This is a genomic window from Micromonospora sp. NPDC005806 (assembly GCF_042871425.1).
Lineage (GTDB): Bacteria > Actinomycetota > Actinomycetes > Mycobacteriales > Micromonosporaceae > Micromonospora.
The window spans coordinates 123,872-141,626 of sequence record NZ_JBIAIL010000013.1 but is presented as its reverse complement, the minus strand read 5'-3'; the positions used below and the strand labels follow the sequence as shown (position 1 = coordinate 141,626).

13 protein-coding genes are annotated in these 17,755 nt (G+C 72.6%); 8 read left to right on the top strand and 5 right to left on the bottom strand.

From position 1 onward, the window contains the following. The first annotated feature begins 260 nt into the window (after window positions 1-260). Entirely contained in the window at window positions 261-5,327 is a 5,067-nt protein-coding gene (locus tag ACFYOS_RS16495) for an NAD-glutamate dehydrogenase (RefSeq protein ID WP_387141426.1), read from the top strand. A gap of 276 nt (window positions 5,328-5,603) precedes the next feature. Here ACFYOS_RS16495 and ACFYOS_RS16490 read toward each other — a convergent pair whose 3' ends face one another. Both ACFYOS_RS16490 and ACFYOS_RS16485 read right to left on the bottom strand, forming a co-directional pair. Then, complete coding sequence (locus ACFYOS_RS16490) at window positions 5,604-6,368, bottom strand: class F sortase (RefSeq protein ID WP_387141424.1); 765 nt, start codon at window positions 6,366-6,368, stop codon at window positions 5,604-5,606. Next, complete coding sequence (locus tag ACFYOS_RS16485) at window positions 6,355-7,353, bottom strand: hypothetical protein (protein WP_387141421.1); 999 nt, start codon at window positions 7,351-7,353, stop codon at window positions 6,355-6,357. The genes ACFYOS_RS16490 and ACFYOS_RS16485 overlap by 14 nt, the downstream gene beginning before the upstream one ends. Window positions 7,354-7,883: 530 nt before the next feature. Between ACFYOS_RS16485 and ACFYOS_RS16480 the strand changes: the two genes are divergently transcribed. Further along, window positions 7,884-8,054 (top strand): hypothetical protein, encoded by a 171-nt coding sequence (locus ACFYOS_RS16480; protein WP_387141556.1) that lies wholly within the window; start codon window positions 7,884-7,886, stop codon window positions 8,052-8,054. 67 nt (window positions 8,055-8,121) lie between these two features. On the opposite strand, the gene ACFYOS_RS16475 is transcribed toward ACFYOS_RS16480, so the two are convergent. From ACFYOS_RS16475 to ACFYOS_RS16465, 3 genes are all read right to left on the bottom strand, one after another. Continuing rightward, window positions 8,122-8,505, bottom strand: a complete 384-nt coding sequence (locus ACFYOS_RS16475) for a hypothetical protein (RefSeq protein WP_387141419.1) — start codon at window positions 8,503-8,505, stop codon at window positions 8,122-8,124. A 193-nt stretch (window positions 8,506-8,698) separates the two neighbouring features. Continuing rightward, a complete protein-coding gene (locus tag ACFYOS_RS16470) occupies window positions 8,699-9,658 on the bottom strand; it encodes a hypothetical protein (RefSeq protein WP_387141416.1) in 960 nt (319 codons plus the stop codon). Between the two features lie 13 nt (window positions 9,659-9,671). Next, window positions 9,672-10,265 carry a hypothetical protein gene (locus tag ACFYOS_RS16465; protein ID WP_387141413.1) on the bottom strand — a complete coding sequence of 198 codons (594 nt, stop codon included), beginning with the start codon at window positions 10,263-10,265 and terminating at the stop codon, window positions 9,672-9,674. A 433-nt stretch (window positions 10,266-10,698) separates the two neighbouring features. On the opposite strand from ACFYOS_RS16465, the gene ACFYOS_RS16460 reads away from it, so the two are divergent. The 6 genes from ACFYOS_RS16460 to ACFYOS_RS16435 all read left to right on the top strand — a co-directional run bounded on the left by ACFYOS_RS16460 (window position 10,699) and on the right by ACFYOS_RS16435 (window position 17,602). Beyond that, window positions 10,699-13,116 (top strand): nitrate- and nitrite sensing domain-containing protein, encoded by a 2,418-nt coding sequence (locus ACFYOS_RS16460; RefSeq protein WP_387141410.1) that lies wholly within the window; start codon window positions 10,699-10,701, stop codon window positions 13,114-13,116. Then, window positions 13,116-13,538, top strand: coding sequence for a roadblock/LC7 domain-containing protein (locus ACFYOS_RS16455; RefSeq protein WP_387141407.1), 423 nt, complete (start codon window positions 13,116-13,118; stop codon window positions 13,536-13,538). Before ACFYOS_RS16460 ends, ACFYOS_RS16455 begins: the two co-directional genes overlap by 1 nt. Continuing rightward, window positions 13,528-13,917: a DUF742 domain-containing protein gene (locus tag ACFYOS_RS16450; RefSeq protein ID WP_387141404.1), complete on the top strand. Its 390-nt coding sequence runs from the start codon at window positions 13,528-13,530 to the stop codon at window positions 13,915-13,917. The genes ACFYOS_RS16455 and ACFYOS_RS16450 overlap by 11 nt, the downstream gene beginning before the upstream one ends. Then, window positions 13,898-14,500, top strand: coding sequence for an ATP/GTP-binding protein (locus tag ACFYOS_RS16445; protein ID WP_387141401.1), 603 nt, complete (start codon window positions 13,898-13,900; stop codon window positions 14,498-14,500). Before ACFYOS_RS16450 ends, ACFYOS_RS16445 begins: the two co-directional genes overlap by 20 nt. Before the next feature lie 128 nt (window positions 14,501-14,628). Further along, window positions 14,629-15,666, top strand: a complete 1,038-nt coding sequence (locus tag ACFYOS_RS16440; protein WP_387141398.1) for a lactonase family protein — start codon at window positions 14,629-14,631, stop codon at window positions 15,664-15,666. A gap of 157 nt (window positions 15,667-15,823) precedes the next feature. Further along, window positions 15,824-17,602, top strand: a complete 1,779-nt coding sequence (locus ACFYOS_RS16435; RefSeq protein WP_387141395.1) for a substrate-binding domain-containing protein — start codon at window positions 15,824-15,826, stop codon at window positions 17,600-17,602. Window positions 17,603-17,755: the final 153 nt, after the last annotated feature.

Below are 17,755 nucleotides of genomic sequence, written 5' to 3'. Positions count from 1 at the left end.
TGCACGCTAGTACGGCAGACCGTTCCCCACCGCCCCGGCAGGGCCTCGGCAGGGGGAAAGACCCGGCTGGCACAGTGTGATGAACATCGCCAGTCCGGGTACTCCGCGACCGGCCGACCACGGAACCCGCAACAGGTGAAAGGACAAAGTCCCGATCCGGACGTCCGGCCAGTGGTCCGCCGACGAACGGGCACAACGGCAGGGCCTAGGCTGGGCGGCAGAGTGACCCACAACGCGGTGGGTCGAGGGGAGTGGCACCGATGGACCGGCGTCCGGCGATCAAACCGGGACCCGACCTCCGGCAGGCTGACACCAGCCGGGACGATGACAGCTTCGATTCGGCGACCGACGGGGACGGTTTCGGCCGTCTCGATACAGGAGCGACCGGGATGACCGGTTCCAGCGTCGACACCCTCTACGACCTGGGCCTGCCGTCGCAGGCCCTGGCCGACGAGACGGAGGACGCCGACCTGGACGAGCCGGTACCCAACGCGGAGCGCCTGGTCGCCCAGGCGGTCGCGCTGGCCGGTGACGACCACGACGCGGCGACCCTGGTCGGCCGCTTCTGGCGGTTCGCGCCGGACGAGGAGCTGATCGGCTTCACCGCCGAGGAGATGCTCGCCGCCGCCCGGGCGCACCGGGACCTGGCCCAGCAGCGCGTACCCGGCGAGCTGAAGCTGCGCATCCACGAGCCGGACGCCGACCAGCACCACACGGTCATCGAGATCGTCGCCGACGACATGCCGTTCCTGGTGGACTCGGTGACCGCCCTGCTGAACACCCACCACCTCGACGTGCACCTGCTGGTCCACCCGCTGGTGGTGGTCCGCCGCGAGCCGCTGGGCCGGTTGACCGAGGTCTCCGCCGACGTGGAGCCGGACGACGCCATCGCCGGCGACCTGGTCGAGAGCTGGATGCGGATCGAGATCGACCCGGTCCGCGACGCGGGCGAGCGGGAGCGGCTCCGCAAGGAACTCCAGCGGGTGCTCACCGACGTGCGGGAGGCCGTCGAGGACTGGCCCAAGATGCGGCAGCGCGCCCTGGCGCTCGCCGACGAGTTGGCCGCCGCGCGGACCTCGGACAACCGGCCGCCGGTGCCGGAGAAGGACATCACCGACTCGGTGGAGCTGCTGCGCTGGCTGGCGCACGACCACTTCACCTTCCTCGGCTACCGCGAGTACCGGCTGGTCGACACCGACGGCGCGGACGGCGGCCAGGCGCTGGAGGCCGTCCTCGGCACCGGGCTGGGCATCCTGCGCTCCGACTCGCCCGAGGCCCGGGCGCTGTCCTCGATGACCCCCGAGGCGCACGAGAAGGTGCTGGAGAAGCGCCTCCTGATCATCACGAAGGCCAACTCGCGGGCCACCGTGCACCGCTCGGCCTACCTCGACTACATCGGTTTCAAGATCTTCAACGACGCCGGCGAGGTGGTCGGGGAGCGGCGCTTCCTGGGCCTGTTCTCCACCGCGGCGTACCGGACCAGCGTGCAGGAGCTGCCGGTGGTCCGCCGCAAGGTCGCCGAGGTGCTGGACCGCTCGGGCCTGAGCCTGCGCAGCCACTCCGGCAAGGACCTGCTCCAGATCCTGGAGACCTACCCCCGCGACGAGCTGTTCCAGATCAAGACCGACGATCTCTACCATGCGGTGATCGGCGTGCTCCGCATGGCCGGTCGCCGTCAGCTGCGGGTCTTCCTGCGCCGGGACGCGTACGGACGGTTCATCTCCTGCCTGATCTACCTGCCGCGGGACCGGTTCACCACCCACAACCGGCTGCGCATGCAGGACATCCTGCTGCGTGAGTTGAACGGCGTCGGGGTCGACTACACCACCCGGGTCACCGAGTCGATGCTCGCCCGGGTGCACTTCATCGTCCGGACCGACCCGAGCAACCCGCCGGGGGAGATCGACGCCGACCTGCTCGCCGAGGAGCTGGCCGACGCCACCCGGTTGTGGGACGACGACTACCGGCTGGTGCTGGAGCGCAAGCTCGGCGACGAGCAGGCCAAGAACCTGTTCGCCCGGTACGCCGACGCGTTCCCGGAGGGCTACAAGGACGGTCACACGCCCTACGAGGCGATGAAGGACCTGGCCAAGCTGGAGCTGCTGGAGGAGCCCGGCCAGCTCGAGATGCACCTGTTCCGCAAGCAGCTCGCGGGGCGCACCAACGGCGCCGGTCAGGGTGCCGAGATCGACGAGACCATGGACGTCCGGTTCAAGGTCTACCGGTACGGCGAGCCGATGATGCTCTCCGCCGTGCTGCCGGTGCTGCACTCGCTCGGCGTGAAGGTGGTCGACGAGCACCCGTACGAGGTGGAACGGGTCGACGGCCGGATCTGGCTCTACGATTTCGGCCTGCAACTCCCCGAGGCGCACCAGGACCTGGCCGAGGTGCGCCCGCACGTGGAGAACGCCTTCGCCGCCGCCTGGCGGGGCGAGGCCGAAGTGGACGGCTTCAACGAGCTGGTGCTCCGGGCGGGGCTCACCTGGCGGCAGGTGGTGGTCCTCCGGGCGTACGCGAAGTACCTGCGGCAGGCGGGCACCGTCTTCTCCCAGGAATACATGGAGCAGACGTTCATCGCGTACCCGCGGATCACCTCGCTGCTGGTGGAGCTCTTCGAGACCCGGTTCGCGCCCGGCGCGACCACGATGGACGAGCGTCGGCAGCGCAGCGGCGAGCTGGTCACCGCGATCGGCGAGGCGTTGGACGAGGTGGTCAGCCTGGACCAGGACCGGATCCTGCGGTCCTACCTCACGTTGGTCCAGGCCACCCTCCGGACCAGCTTCTACCAGAGGCCGGTCGGCGGGCGGCCCAAGCCGTACGTCGCGTTCAAGCTGGACCCGCAGGCGATCCCGGAGCTGCCGGCGCCGCGGCCCAAGTTCGAGATCTTCGTCTACTCGCCCCGCTTCGAGGCGGTGCACCTGCGGTTCGGGCCGGTGGCCCGGGGCGGCCTGCGCTGGTCCGACCGGCGGGAGGACTTCCGTACCGAGGTGCTCGGCCTGGTCAAGGCGCAGATGGTGAAGAACGCCGTGATCGTGCCGGTGGGCGCCAAGGGCGGCTTCGTGCTCAAGCAGAAGCCGGGTGACCGGGACGAGGCGGTGGTCTGCTACAAGGAGTTCGTCGGCGCGATGCTGGACGTCACGGACAACATCGCCAGCGGCGAGATCGTGCCGCCGGAGGACGTGGTCCGGCACGACGGCGACGACCCGTACCTGGTGGTGGCGGCGGACAAGGGCACCGCGACGTTCTCCGACATCGCCAACGAGATCTCCGCCGTGCACAACTTCTGGCTGGGCGACGCGTTCGCGTCCGGCGGTTCGGCCGGCTACGACCACAAGAAGATGGGCATCACGGCCCGGGGCGCCTGGGAGTCGGTGAAGCGGCACTTCCGGGAGCTGGGGCACGACACCCAGACCCAGGACTTCACCGTGGTCGGCGTCGGCGACATGTCCGGTGACGTGTTCGGTAACGGGATGCTGCTGTCGAAGCACATCCGGCTGGTGGCCGCCTTCGACCACCGGCACATCTTCCTGGACCCGGATCCGGACGCGGCCACCTCGTGGGACGAGCGGAAGCGGCTGTTCGACCTGTCCCGGTCGTCCTGGGCGGACTACAACCAGGAGCTGATCTCGGCCGGCGGCGGGGTGCACCCGCGTACCGCCAAGTCGGTGCCGATCTCGCCGCAGGTGCGCGCGGTGCTCGGCCTCGACGAGGGCGTGACGCAGCTCAGCCCGCAGGAGCTGATGAAGGCCATCCTGACCGCTCCGATGGACCTGTTCTGGAACGGCGGCATCGGCACCTACGTGAAGGCGTCGACGCAGACCAACGCCGAGGTCGGAGACAAGTCCAACGACGCCATCCGGGTGGACGGCAAGGGCCTGCGCTGCCGGGTGGTCGGCGAGGGCGGCAACCTGGGCTTCACCCAGCACGGCCGGATCGAGTACGCGTCGGCCGGCGGCCGGATCTACACCGACTTCATCGACAACGCGGCCGGGGTGGACTGCTCCGACCACGAGGTGAACATCAAGATCCTGCTCAACACGGCGGTCGCCGACGGCGCGCTGACCGTGCCCGAGCGGGACGAGCTGCTGGCCCAGATGACCGACGAGGTCGCCGAGCTGGTGCTGCGGGACAACTACGACCAGGCCCGGGCGCTCAACAACGCCCAGGCGCAGGCCGCCTCGCTGCTGCCGGTGCACCGCCGCATGATCAGCGAGATGGAGCGGTCGGGCGCCCTGGACCGCGCTCTGGAGGCGCTGCCGCCGGACGAGGAACTGGCGGTCCGCACCGAGAACGGCCTGACCGCGCCGGAGTTCGCGGTACTGCTGGCGTACGTGAAGATCGTGCTGGAGCGCGAGATCGTCGGTGAGGGGCTGGCGGACGAGGAGTGGACGACCGACGTCCTGGTCAACTACTTCCCGACTCCGCTGCGGGAGCGGTTCGCCGACCGGATGGGCCGGCACCGGCTGCGCCGGGACATCGTCACCACCGTGCTGGTCAACGAGGCGATCAACCGGGGTGGCATCTCGTTCGTCTTCCGGGTCGTCGAGGAGACGGCCGCGTCGGCGGCGGACGTGCTGCGGGCGTACGTGGTGGTCAGCGAGGTGTTCGGGCTGCGTGAGCTCTGGGACGCGGTCGAGGCGCTGGACAACAAGATCTCGCCGGAGTTGCAGACCAGCGTGTACCTGGACTCCCGCCGGCTGCTCGACCGTGCGGTGCGCTGGCTGGTCACCAACCGGCGCTCGCCGATCGACGTGCCGGGCGAGATCGCCAGGCTGCGGGGCGGCGTGGCCCGGCTCCTGCCGGACCTGGAGAACCTCTTCTACGGCACCGAGCGGGAGGCGATCGCCGCCCACATCGACTCGCTGACCGAGAAGGGGCTGCCCCGCGAGCTGGCCCAGCTGGCGACCCGGCTGATGTACAGCTTCGGCCTGCTGGACGTCGTGGAGACCGCCCAGTCGAGCGGCCGGGACGTGGGCGAGGTGGCCTCGGTCTACTTCGTTCTCTCCGACCGGTTCCGGGTGGACGCCCTGCTGTCGAAGATCTCCCTGCTGCCGCGGGAGGACCGCTGGCAGACCCTCGCCCGGATGGCGCTGCGCTACGACCTGTACGCCGCGCTGGCCGCGCTCACCGCGGAGGTCCTCGGCTCCACCCCGGACAACCTGCCGCCGGTCGACCGGGTGCAGGAGTGGGAGCAGGCGAACGCCACCTCGATCCACCGGGCGCACCGGGCGATGGGGGAGTTCGACGAGTCCCGGGCCGACCTGTCCGCTCTGTCGGTGCTGCTGCGGCAGATCCGTACCCTGGTGCGGACGTCCGCCGCGGCCTGAGCCGTACGAACGCCGGCGCGGGCCCGGGGGGGGGGGGCCCCCCCCCCCGGCCCCCCCCGCCGGGCCCCCCCCCCGGGGGGGGGGGGGGGCCGGGCCGCCCGGGGGGGGGGGGGGGGCCGCCGGGGGGGGGGGAGGCCCCGGCGCCGGGGGCGGGGGGGGGGGGGGGGCCCCCCCGGCCGGGGGGGGGGGGGGCCCCCGGGGCCCCCCCCCCGCCCCCGGGGCGGGGGGGGGGGGGGGGGGGCCCCCCCCCCCGCCCCCGCGCCCGTCTTCACCCCGTCACGGGGTCATGGTGGCGAAGGCGATGACGTTGTTGAGGTAGCTGCCGGCGTTCTGGTCGAACTGCCCGCCGCAGGTGACCACCCGCAGGCTGGGCTTGTCGCTGGGGCCGTAGACCAGCTCCGCGGGGAAGGCGGTCTTCGGGTACGACTTCACCTCGTCGACGGTGAACGTGACGGTCGAGCCGTCCGCCCGGGCGACGCCGATGGTGTCGCCCGGCTTGAGTGAGCCGAGGTTGAAGAAGACCGCCGGCCCGAGCTTGGCCGAGTCGACGTGACCGACGATGACCGCGTTGCCGACCTCGCCGGGACTGGGCCCGGGGGAGTACCAGCCCGCCTTCATGGCCTGCTCCAGTGGGGGTACCTGGACCGTGCCGTCCGCGTTCATACCGAGGGTCATGATCTCGGCGTTCACCCCGATTCGGGGAATCGAGATGGTCGTCGGGGCCGATCGGGGCAGTCCGGCGGGGGCGATGTCCGGGCTCGGCGCGTCCGTGGACGCGTCATCGACGGACGCCTGGTCGGCGGTCTCCGTGCCGGTGCCGTCGGCGGAGCCCGGGGTGGTGATGGAGGACGGGGACAGGTCGGCGGGCCCGGCCTGGGCGAGCGGTTGGGGCGGGCGGGGTGGCGGCACGGTGCGGAAGGACGCGCCGATCATGCCGGAGCCCGCCATCGCGAGCAGGACGACGACGGCCGCGCCGGCGGCACGCCACGGTCTCCCGTGACGGCCGCCGGCCCGTGTCGTCGTCCGGTCAGACGAGGTCATCGGCCCGACGCCGACGCAGCAGGACCATGCCGCCCAGGGCGGCGGCACCGATCACGCCCACCCCGCTGGCGGCCATGTTGCGGTCCAGGCTGGTGGTGGTCATGCCACCGTCACCCCCGTCGACGTGGCCACGCGGCATGCAGTGGTCACCGTCCTTCCGGTCCTCGTCCTTGCGGTCGTGGTCCTTCCGGTCCTCGTCCTTGCGGTCCCGGTCCTTGGCGTCGTGCTCCTTGTTGTCCCGGTCGTTGCGCTCTTCGTCCTTGCGGTCTTCGTCCTTGCGGTCCCGGTCCTTGGCGTCGTGCTCCTTGTTGTCCCGGTCGTTGCGCTCTTCGTCCTTGCGGTCCTGGTCCTTGCGATCCTGGTCCTTGCGGTCCTGGTCCTTGTGGTCCCGGTCCTTGTCCGACTGGTCGTCGGCCATGCCACCGCCCTGACCGGGGGCCCCCGGCTGCCAGCCGTCGTTGCCCTGCCAGTCCTTGTGGTCCTCCTGCTTCCCGCCCCAGTCCTTGTTGTTCTCGTCCTTGCGGTTCTCGTCCTTGCGGTCGCGGTCCTTGTTGTCGTGGTCCTTGCGGTTCTCGTCCTTGCGGTCGCGGTCCTTGTTGTCGTGGTCCTTGCGGTCCTCGTCCTTGCGGTCGCGGTCCTTGTTGTCGTGGTCCTTGCGGTCCTCGTCCTTGCGGTCGCGGTCCTTGCGGTCCTCGTCCTTGCGGTCCTCGTCCTTGCGGTCCTCGTCCTTGCGGTCGTGGTCCTTGAAGTCGAAGTCGTTGCGGTCCTCGTCCTTGCGGTCGAAGTCCTTGCGGTCGAAGTTCTTGTGGTCCCAGTCCCCGTGGTCCCCAGGACAGGTCTCAAGAAGACTGACCTGCGGCTTGGCGACGACGTTGCCTACGTATGCGTGTCCGGCCGCGTTCGCCGCCCCGGGCGAGAACAGCAGCAGGGACGCGCCGCCGAGAGCGGCACCCGCAACGACCTTCCCGAGCATCTTCTTTCCCATGACCTGCGTCACTCCATCCCTGTTCGTCCTGAGCCCGACGACGGTCGAGCTAAGGCCGACGTTAGACCTTTTCGCGAGCTATCCGAGGAAAGATTCGTGTTTAGGAGTTTTCTGGTTCTTGGCGGCATCACGGTGCTACAGGGCTTATGCGGCATTCGCACGTCTTCGATGGCCCTCCGGGGTGGTGCGACCTGCTGCGGCGTACCTGCGTCCCGACGTCCCGCAGCAGCGCTGACCTGCCGTGCTTCACCTGGCTGGGGCCGTCTGTGGGCAACCGGCCGCACCCGTGCCGCCCCGGGCTGTTCGCCCCGTATGCCGACCCGGAGCCGTATCGAGGCGATACTATGGAAGCGCTCCCAAAGGTAGACGTGCGGGCCGGCCGTTCACACCACCGCCACGCCCATCCTTGGTCGGGCATTCCGGGTGACACCCGTGGCACCGACAACCGTCCGTGGCGGACGTCCCGAGGGCGCTCTCGCCGGTCCGTACGCGGATCCGGTCTCGCTCCAGGAACGGCGAACTACTCCGCGTTGGGGGAGCCGTACCTGAAGATCACCGACCCGGTGCACGGTGTCAGCGTGCGGCAGTCCAAGCGGATCGACTGGAACTGGTACGCCGACGAGCTCTCGTTCACCCAGCACGTCTCGGTGAGCGGCCGCGGGCCGAACCCGACGCGGGTGTCGACGCGTACGTCCGGGTGAAGCCCCGGAGGAGTCGCACGGCGAGCCCCTGGTCGACATCGGTCGGCCAGGGGCCCTCGGCTGTCCGTCAGGGGACGGTCTTCTCGATCGCCGCCCGGCCCAGTTCGGCCAGGTCGCGGCGGGCCCGGTCGAGGTTCTCCGCGGTGAGGTCCTGGCCCCGGGCCATCACCAGGTCCTCCGGCTCCCATGGCTGCTCAGCGCCGGTGCGGATGTTGTCCCCGCCGGCCCCGGTGCCGGTGCCGGTCGCTCCGGTCCCGGCCGCATACGGGTCGCCGAGGAGGTCCGGGGACCCAGTGTCGGGCACGGCGCCGTCCGGCTCGGTGAAGACGGGGTTGTCCGGGTCGGTGCCGCCGGTGCGCAGCTGCGGCACCGTGCTGTCGTCGTCCACCGCGGCGGCCACCTCGGGGGTCTCCTCCAGCGGCCGCTCACCGCCACGGTCACGATCCGTCATTCTGCTGCCCTCCTGTCCCGTTCGGTGATCCCACTGACGTACCCGGTGTGGGCCGGGCCATGCCGCCGCCGGTCAGCGTTCCTCGAGGCCGGTCACCCCAGGGCGGCAGGGAGCGCGCCCGGAGAGGAAGAAGTCGACACTGGCAGCAATGCGCGAGCCCCGGCCGGACGGCCGGGGCTCGCTCGGTGACCGTTCAGCGGCCGAGGACGCGATCCAGGAAGTCCCGGTAGCCGCGGACGGCCACCCGGAGCTGCTCGGTGTCGGCCGAGCCGGACTCCCGCCAGCCGCCCAGCTTGCTCTTCTGCTCGCGCAGCGCGGTGGAGAGCGCCTCGATCGCCTCCTCGACCAGGGACTGGGCCTCGCCGACCGCGACCTGCGGGTCGTCGACGAAGCGGAGCTGCACGTCCCGCCAGCGGTCCCGGAAGCCCTGCGCGGTCTCCGGAGCGAAGAGCGTGGCGGCGTCCGCCGGCACCGCGCCCGGGGTGGGGCGGGCCGCTCCGGCCAGCGCCGGACCTGCTCCGGCCACGCCCGCGCCGGCCGCGGCGGTGCTGCTGTCCGGGTCGACCATCGCCGGCTCGGCGCTGCCGTACCCGGCGCCGCCGGCGGCCGGAGCATCGTCGCGCGCGGAGCGCCCGGCCGCCCAACGGTCGGGGTCGTGCAGCCGGTCGCCGGCCGTCGGGTCGGCCCGCGCATCGTCGAACGCGTCGGTCCGTCCCGGGGCGCCGTCACCGGGCACGGCGGTGTCCTCGCCGCGCGGGTCCCGCTCGTCCTCGGGCCGCCCGCTGGCCATCGCGGAGGCGGCCACCGCGTCGGCCACCGTGGCCGCCCCGAACGTCGTCGGCAGCGGGGCAGGGTCGTGGTACTCCAGCCGGCCGTCGGGTTCGGCGGCCTCCGCGTCCCGGACCTCCCGCGCGTCGTACGCGCGGGTCTCGTCCGGTGCCGCGTCCCGGCGGTCCGGGCCGTCGGTGCGCTCGCCGGCCACCGCCGGGTCGTCGAAGGTGCCCCGGTCGTCCATCGCGTCCTCGGGTACGTCGGCCCGGGCGCCCCGGTCGTGCCCGTCGCCGTCGCCGTCGCCCGGCGGGCGGACCGGCACCGGCGCGGACCGGACGGCCTCGGGCTGTTCCTGCGTGACCTGCTGCTCTTCCTGGCGCATGGCGGCAGCCTCCTCAGCGGCTCGTGACGTCGTGCTCGTGGTCGGGGTGGCGCTGCTCTGGCAGTTGGTGGCCGACCGGGTCCTCGCCGAGCAGGTCGGCGAAGAGGGCCCGGTAGTGCACGAGCGCCTGCCGGAGTTCCTCGGTGCTGGCCTCGCCGCGCTCGTTGCGCAGCCGGATCTCGTGGGCGTCCCGGTAGTGGGTCAGGGTGCGGGCGTGCTCGACGGAGAGGTGGGCGATCTGCTCGGAGAATTCGCCGGTGGGGTACCCACGCTCGGCGATCAGCCGGCTCACCAGCTCGTCGGCCTCGCCGACGGCCTCGGCGGGGGAGTCGACGAAGCGGACCTGGAGCTCCTCCCAGGCCGCGGTGTACTTCGCCCGGGATTCCGGGCTGAGCGGGGTGAGTTCCAGCTCGGCGTGGCGGCGCTCCCGTTCGCGCAGCTCCCGCTCGGCGGCGCCTCGGCTGTCCTGCTCGGCGACGACCCGGTCGTATTCCGGACCGAAGCGCTGCTTGAGGTCGCGCCGGCGGCTGGCGACCACGGCGATCGCGGCCAGCGCCGCGAGCACCAGAACGACGATGACGATGACGACTACCTGCGTGGGCGACATGGCTCCTCCTTTGCCCGCTGGTATTCCCTCCACGCGGTGATCGCCAATCCCGATCGGGGGCACTTTTCTCGGACGGTTTCCGCGGTTCAAACGCCTCCCGTACGGGACGATCGGTGACGAACCCGCTTCGACGCGCACCCGGGCGAAGCTCTGCCGGACCAGGGGTGGGAGCACCCAACCAGGACGGTGGCCAGATGGCGTACCACGTGGACAACCGCGCCCGCCGGGCCGTTCCGGCGGGCGCTCGCGTCGAAAGGTGTCCACAGCGGAACATCCCGGACGGTAGTGACGGGCGAGACGGCCGGTAGTGCATCCGGCGGTGATTACGTATCCTGCCCAAGGCGCCCGAGCCGGGGCCCGGCGTCGCGTCGTCGCCGGACCGCCTTCCGGTCAGGGCCGCGCCACTCCTGCGACACCTTCCGGGCGAGGTCTGATGAACACCCGTGACTGGCCGATCCGCGCCAAGCTGACCGCGCTCGTCATCGGTCCGGTGACCGCGCTGCTGGCGCTCTGGATCTTCGCCACCACGCTGACCTTCGGGCCCGCCCTCAACCTGCTCGCCGCGCGGACCTACCTCTACGACCTGGGCCGCCCCGGCGAGACGGTGGTCGCCGAGCTGCAACGGGAACGCCGGCTCTCGGTCGTCCAGCTCGCCGGCGAGACCACCCTGCCGGCTCTGGCCGAGCAGCGCAGCCGCACCGACCAGGCGGTCGCCGCGCTGCGGCGCCGGGTCGACGGCGAGGACCTGCGCGGCGCCGCCGACGACCTGCTCGACGCCCGCCTCGACCAGTTGGTCTCCGCGCTCGACGCGCTGCCCGCGGGTCGGGGCTTCATCGACACCCGCAAGGTGGACCGGGCCGGGGCGATCGGCCTCTACAGCGGGGTGATCAGTTCCGCCTTCCAGGCCTTCTCCGCGATGGCCACCCTGCCCGACGCCCAGCTCAACCGGGAGGCGCTGGCGCTCACCGCGCTGGGCCGGTCCCGGGAGCTGCTCGGCCAGTCCGACGCCCTGCTCGCCGGCGCGATCACCGCCGGAGGGTACGCCGAGGGGGAGCACGAGCAGCTCGTCCGCATCATCGACAACGAGCGGTTTCTGGCCGAGACCGCGGTGGCCGACCTGCCCCCGGGCGAGCGGGCGGAATACCAACGACTCACCGAGGGGGCGGACTTCGTCCGGCTGCGCGCCCTGCAGGACACCCTGATCCGCAGCCGTGATCTGCCCGCCCGGCTCGACGTACGGGCCTGGGACACCAGCCAGGCCGAGGTCTGGCAGAGCACGCGCGACTTCGAGCTGCGGGGCGCCGACGGGGTGGCCGAGCGGTCGGTGCCGATGGCGGTGTGGATCCTGGTCCGGCTCGCCGCCGTCGGGCTGCTCGGGCTGTTCGCCATCGTGATCTGCGCACTTATCGCGCTGCGGGTCGGCCGGTCGCTGGCCCGCCGGCTCACCGGTGTCCGCACCGCCGCACTGGAGATGGCCGAGCACCGGCTGCCCGACGTGGTCGCCCGGCTGCGGCGCGGCGACGAGGTGGACATCGCCCGGGAGGCCCCCGAGCTGGACCACGGCGGCGACGAGATCGGCGAGGTCGGACGGGCCTTCAACGAGATGCGCCGGACCGCCCTCCGGTCCGCCGTCGACGAGGTCACCCTGCGCCGGGGGCTCAACGAGGTCTTTCTCAACATCGCCCGGCGCAGCCAGGGCCTGGTGCACCGGCAGTTGGCGCTGCTGGACCGGCTGGAGCGGCAGACCGAGGATCCGGACGAGCTGGCCGGTCTCTTCCAGGTCGACCATCTGGCCACCCGGCTCCGGCGGCACGCCGAGGACCTGGTCATCCTCGCCGGCGCGGCACCCGGCCGGGGCTGGCGGAACCCGGTCGCCGCCGTCGACGTGGTCCGCGGCGCGATCTCCGAGGTGGAGTCGTACGACCGGGTGGACATCGGTGAGGTGCAGCCGGCCGGTGTGCTTGGCCGGGCCGTCGGCGACGTCATCCACCTGCTCGCCGAGCTGATCGAGAACGCCACCACCTTCTCCCCGCCCGGCAGCCGGGTCGACGTCACGGGGCGGCCCGGGCCCGACGGGTACGCCGTCGAGATCACCGACCACGGGCTGGGCATGTCGCCCCAGTCCCTGGCGGACGCCAACCGCAGGCTGTCCCGTTCACCGGAGTTCGATCCGGCCGACAGCGCCCGGCTGGGTCACTTCGTGGTGGCCCGGCTCGCCGCCCGGCACGGCATCCGGGTCGAGCTGCGGCCCGCCGCCCCCGCCGGGGTCACCGCGGTGGTGCACCTCCCGGCCGACCTGATCACCGACGAGCCGTCGCTGGCGCCGTCGGGCCGGGTCGGCGGTACGGCGCCCGACGACCGGCGGATGGCGAAGGTGACCCGCCTGGCCACGGTGCCCCGGACGCGCGCCACCCGGCCCGGCCGGGAGCGCCCCGAGTCCGCGGTGGTGCCGCTGTCGGTGACCCGTACCTCCGCTGTGGAGGCCCCCGCGGACGGCGACGGCCTGCCGCGCCGGGTCCGCCGGCGCGGACCGGTGAACCGTCCCCGGCCGGTCGTCGCGGACACCCCCGCCCCCCGCTCGCCGGAGGAGGTGCGCCGGGCCATGTCCGCCCTCCAGGCGGGTACCGCCCGGGGTCGCCGGGACGGCGCCCGCGCCGCCACCGGCCCGACCGCCCCGGCCCCGCTCCCGGAGGTGGCGCCGACGGTCGCGCCCACAAGGCCGGCGGAGGCCAACTCGGGGGCGCCTGCCGACAGCACCGCCATCGCCACCCGGTCCCGGGCCGCCGCGCCATCCCCGCCGGAGCCAGCGCCGGCTCCGGAACCCCCGACCGCGACTGAGAGGGACGCCTAGTGGTGCACACGACGCGGCAGAACGCCGATCTCGACTGGTTGCTCGACGACCTGGTGGAGCGGGTGCCGGCCGCTCGCCAGGCGGTGGTGCTGTCGGCGGACGGCCTCCTGCTCGGCGCCTCCGCCGAGCTGAGCCGCACCGACGCGGAGCACCTCTGCGCCCTGGCCTCCGGCTTCTCCGGTCTCGCCAAGGGGGCCACCCGCCACCTGGACGGCGGCGCGGTCCGCCAGACGGTGGTGGAGATGGAGTCCGCGTACCTCTTCGTCACGGCGGCCGGGCAGGGTGCCTGCCTGGCGGTGGTGAGCGACGCCGACGCCGACATCGGCCTGGTGGCGTACGAGATGGCGATGCTGGTGATCCGGGTCGGCGAGAACCTCAGTGCCCCGGTCCGGGCGGGGGCGGGGGCCGCGGATGCGGACTGAGTCGCCGGGGCCGCAGCACGAGTGGCTGGACGCCGCCGCCGGTCCCGTCGTCCGTCCGTACACCCTCACCGGCGGCCGGGTGCGGCCGCCGGTCGACGGCTTCGACCTGGTGGCGTTCGTGCTGGCCGCCCCGGCGGGCGCCCCGGCCGGCGTGCCCGGTCTCCAGCCGGAGCACCGGCGCCTGGTCGAGCTGGCCCGGCGGCCGATCGCGGTGGCGGACCTCGCCGCCGACCTGGACCTCGCCGTCGGCGTGGTCCGCGTGCTGCTCGGCGACCTGCTCGCCCGTGGGCTCGTCGCGGTGCACCAGCCGCCGACCGCCGCGTATCTGCCCGACGACAACATCCTCAAGGCGGTGGTCAGTGGACTCCGTGCGCTCTGACCGGGAGGCGGCCATGCCGCGGGTTCCGCTGGCCCTGAAGATCCTCATCGCCGGTGGCTTCGGGGCCGGCAAGACGACGCTGGTGAGCGCGTTGAGCGAGGTCCGGCCGTTGCAGACCGAGGAGGTGCTGACCGGGGCCGGCATCGGCACCGACGACGTCTCCGGGGTGGAGGGGAAGTCCACCACGACGGTGGCGATGGACTTCGGCCGGATCACCATCAACGACGACCTTCAGGTCTACCTCTTCGGCACCCCGGGGCAGGACCGGTTCTGGTTCCTCTGGGACGAGCTCGCCTTCGGCGCCCTCGGCGCGGTGGTGCTGGCGGACACCCGCCGGCTGGCCGACTGCTTCCCCTCGATCGACTACTTCGAGCAGCGGGGCATCCCGTTCGTGGTGGGGGTGAACTGCTTCGACGGCGCCCGGCGGTTCAGCCTGGAGGCGGTCCGCGACGCGCTGGACCTGGATCCGGACGTGCCGCTGGTGCTCTGCGACGCCCGGGACCGGCAGTCCGGGAAGCTGGTGCTGATCTCGCTGGTCGAGCACGTCGCCCGGCAGCGCGGTGAGCCGGTGCCGGTGGGCTGACCGGTCCCGGCCGACCCCGTCCGGGGACCGGCACCCGCCCGAACTCGTCCCGGAAAAGACGGCTAACCGGCCGGCATCCCGGGAAGCCTCTGGTTGGATCGACGGAGGAACGGCGGAGGGTGGTACCGGTGACCGGGCAGAACGCGATCGTCCACATCGGCGGCTACACGGCGGAGATGGGCGGACGGGCCGAGGGCATCGTCGCCGCCCGCCGGGACCCGGTGTCGGGGGAGCTGACCCCGCTCGGCACGGTGGCGGTCACGCCGTCGCCGTCGTTCCTGGTCCGGCACCCGACCCTGCCCGTCCTCTACGCGGTCAACGAGCTGAGCGAGGGCCGGGTCAGCGCGTTCCGGGCTGCCCCGGACGGCGACCTCGACCCGCTCGGCGTCCGCCCGACCGGCGGGGCCGAGCCGTGCCACCTGGCGGTCACCCCCGACGGCCGGCACCTCGTGGTGGCGAACTACGGCGGGGGCAGCGTGGCCGTCTTCCCGCTCGACGGTGACGGCGTGCCGGGGGAGCGCAGCGACCTGGTCCGGCACGAGGGGCACGGCGCCGACCCGCAACGGCAGGAGAAGGCGCACTGCCACATGGTCTCGCCCGACCCGGACGGCGGCCCGCTGCTCGCCGTCGACCTGGGCACCGACTCGGTCTACCGGTACGACCTGGAGGCCGCCTCCGGCCGGCTGGTACCCCGGGCGCCGCGGGTCCGGACGCCGGCCGGCACCGGGCCGCGGCATCTGGCCCGGCACCCGGACGGGCGGCGCTGCTGGCTGGTCGGCGAGCTGGACGCGACGGTCACCGGGTACGAGCTGACCGCCGACGGTGCGCTGCACCAGCGCGCCCGGGTGGACGCGAGCGGCCGGGCCGGGCCCGTGCAGCCCTCCGAGGTGGCCGTCGGACCGGACGGGCGCTTTCTCTATGTGGGCAACCGCGGGGTGGGCACGGTGGCCGTCTTCGCGGTGGCGGGGGAGGTGCCCGAGCTGGTGGCCGAGGTGGACACCGGCGGGGAGTGGCCCCGGCACTTCGCCTTCGAGGGTGGGTACCTGTACGTGGCGGACGAGCGGGCCGACATGATCAGGATCTTCCGGGTCGACCCCGCCACCGGGGTGCCGGAGGTGGTGGGCGAGCCGGTCCCCATGGCCAGCCCGACGTGCGTCCGGCCGTGACGGCTGGTTGCCGAGCGCCGTCTGCTGTGGACGGCAACCACGTCCGATGACTGACCGATCACTCAACGTAGCAATCGGGCGATCAACAGTATCTCCTGGGTAACTTTCGTCCGAACGGTTGTGGCAGTAACCCCACGAGATACGCAAGATGGTCACCGTGTCTTCTGGCCGCCATCGCATGCGTTCAAAACTCCGGGGGGTAGGTGCCGCCGCGGCGGCCACTGCGCTCGTCGTCGTCGTAGCCGGCTCCTGGTTCGGCTACCAGCAGCTGGCGGGCCCGTCCTGCTCGGGTCGGATCCAGCTGTCCCTCGCGGCCGCCCCGGAGATCGCTCCGGCGGTCAAGGCGGCAGCCGACCGGTGGGTCACGGACGGGGCGGCGGTCGGTGGGACCTGCATCGCGGTGAACGTCGCCTCCGCCGAGTCGGTCGACGTGGCCGCCGCGGTCGCGAGCAAGCACGGCGCCACCCTCGCCGGCGTCGGGCAGGCCAGCGGCACCGCGGTTACCCCCGACGTCTGGGTGCCGGACTCCTCCACCTGGCTGCTGCGCCTCAAGAGCGGCGGTGCCACCGCCTTCGCCCCGGCCAACGGGGCCTCGATCGCCCGCAGCCCGGTGGTGGTCGCCATGCCCGAGCCGCTGGCCTCCCGGATCGGCTGGCCGGACAAGAAGCTCAGCTGGACCGACCTGCTGGGGCAGCTCACCGCCGGCAAGCAGCCGCTGCGGGCCGGCATCGTCGAGCCGACCCAGGACGCGGCCGGCCTGTCCGGACTGCTCTCGCTGACCGCCGCGGCCAGCGCCACCGGCGCCGCCGGGTCACCCCAGGCGCAGGAGGCGAGGATCGGCGCGCTGCGGGCCCTGGCGATAAACCGTTCCTCGCTCCGGCAGGACCTCCTCGCGCGTTTCCCGCGCTCGTCCGACCCCACGGCGATCGCCAACGGGCTGGGCGCGGCGGCGCTCTCCGAGGAGGACGTCATGGCCTACAACAACACCAAGCCGCCGATCCCGCTGGCCGCGCTCTACCCGGAGCCGGCGCCGATGCCGCTGGACTACCCGTTCGCGGTGCTGCCCGGCATCGAGCCGGCCAAGGCGTCCGCCGCGAAGGTGCTCTTCGAGGTGCTGACCACCCCCGGCTTCAAGAACCGGCTGGCCGCGCAGTCGCTGCGCGCGCCGGACGGCAACTGGGGCGAGGGGTTCAAGGCGCCGCAGGGCGCGCCGAGCCCGGCGAACGGCGGCGCGAGCGCCGTCCCGCCGACCGGCCAGGGCGGCGCGGCCGACCTGGACCCCGCCGCCATCCAGGCCGCCACCACCACCTGGTCGGTGGCCACCCAGTCCGGCCGCATGCTCTGCGTCATCGACGTCTCCGGCTCCATGAAGGAACCGGTGAAGACCGCCAACGGCGCCAGCCGGGAGCAGGTCACGGTGGCGGCCGCCAGCCAGGGGTTGCATCTGTTCGACGACTCCTGGGCGATCGGTCTCTGGACCTTCTCCACCAACCTGAGCGGGTCCCGGGACTGGACCGAGGTGGTGCCGATCCGGCCGCTGTCGAGCAACCGGGGCGCGATCCAGCGCGGGCTGGGAGCGATCACGCCGTCGCGCGGCGACACCGGTCTCTACGACACCATGCTGGCGGCCTACCAGAAGGTCCAGGAGGACTGGGAGCCGGGCAAGGTCAACTCGGTGGTGCTGTTCACCGACGGCAAGAACGACGACAAAAACGGCATCAGCCAGAAGCAGTTGCTCGACAAGCTCAAGCAGCTCCGCGACCCGGAGCAGCCGGTGCAGGTCATCATCATCGGTATCGGTACCGGGGTCAGCCGGACCGAGCTCAAGTCGATCACCGACGTGACCGGCGGCGGTGCCTTCGTCGCCGCCGACGCGACCAAGATCGGCGAAATCTTCCTCCAGGCGATCGCGCTGCGCCCGCCGGCGCCGCGCTGAGCCGCTAGTCAGCGCAACCGTTCCGCCGTACCGGGATGCCGGTGCGGCGGAACGGTTTCCGGCTCGCACGGGCCGGTCGAAAAGGCACGGCAATACGTCCGACGCAATCGGCGTACATGATTATCGAGGCACGATGTCCGGGTGCTCCCGATG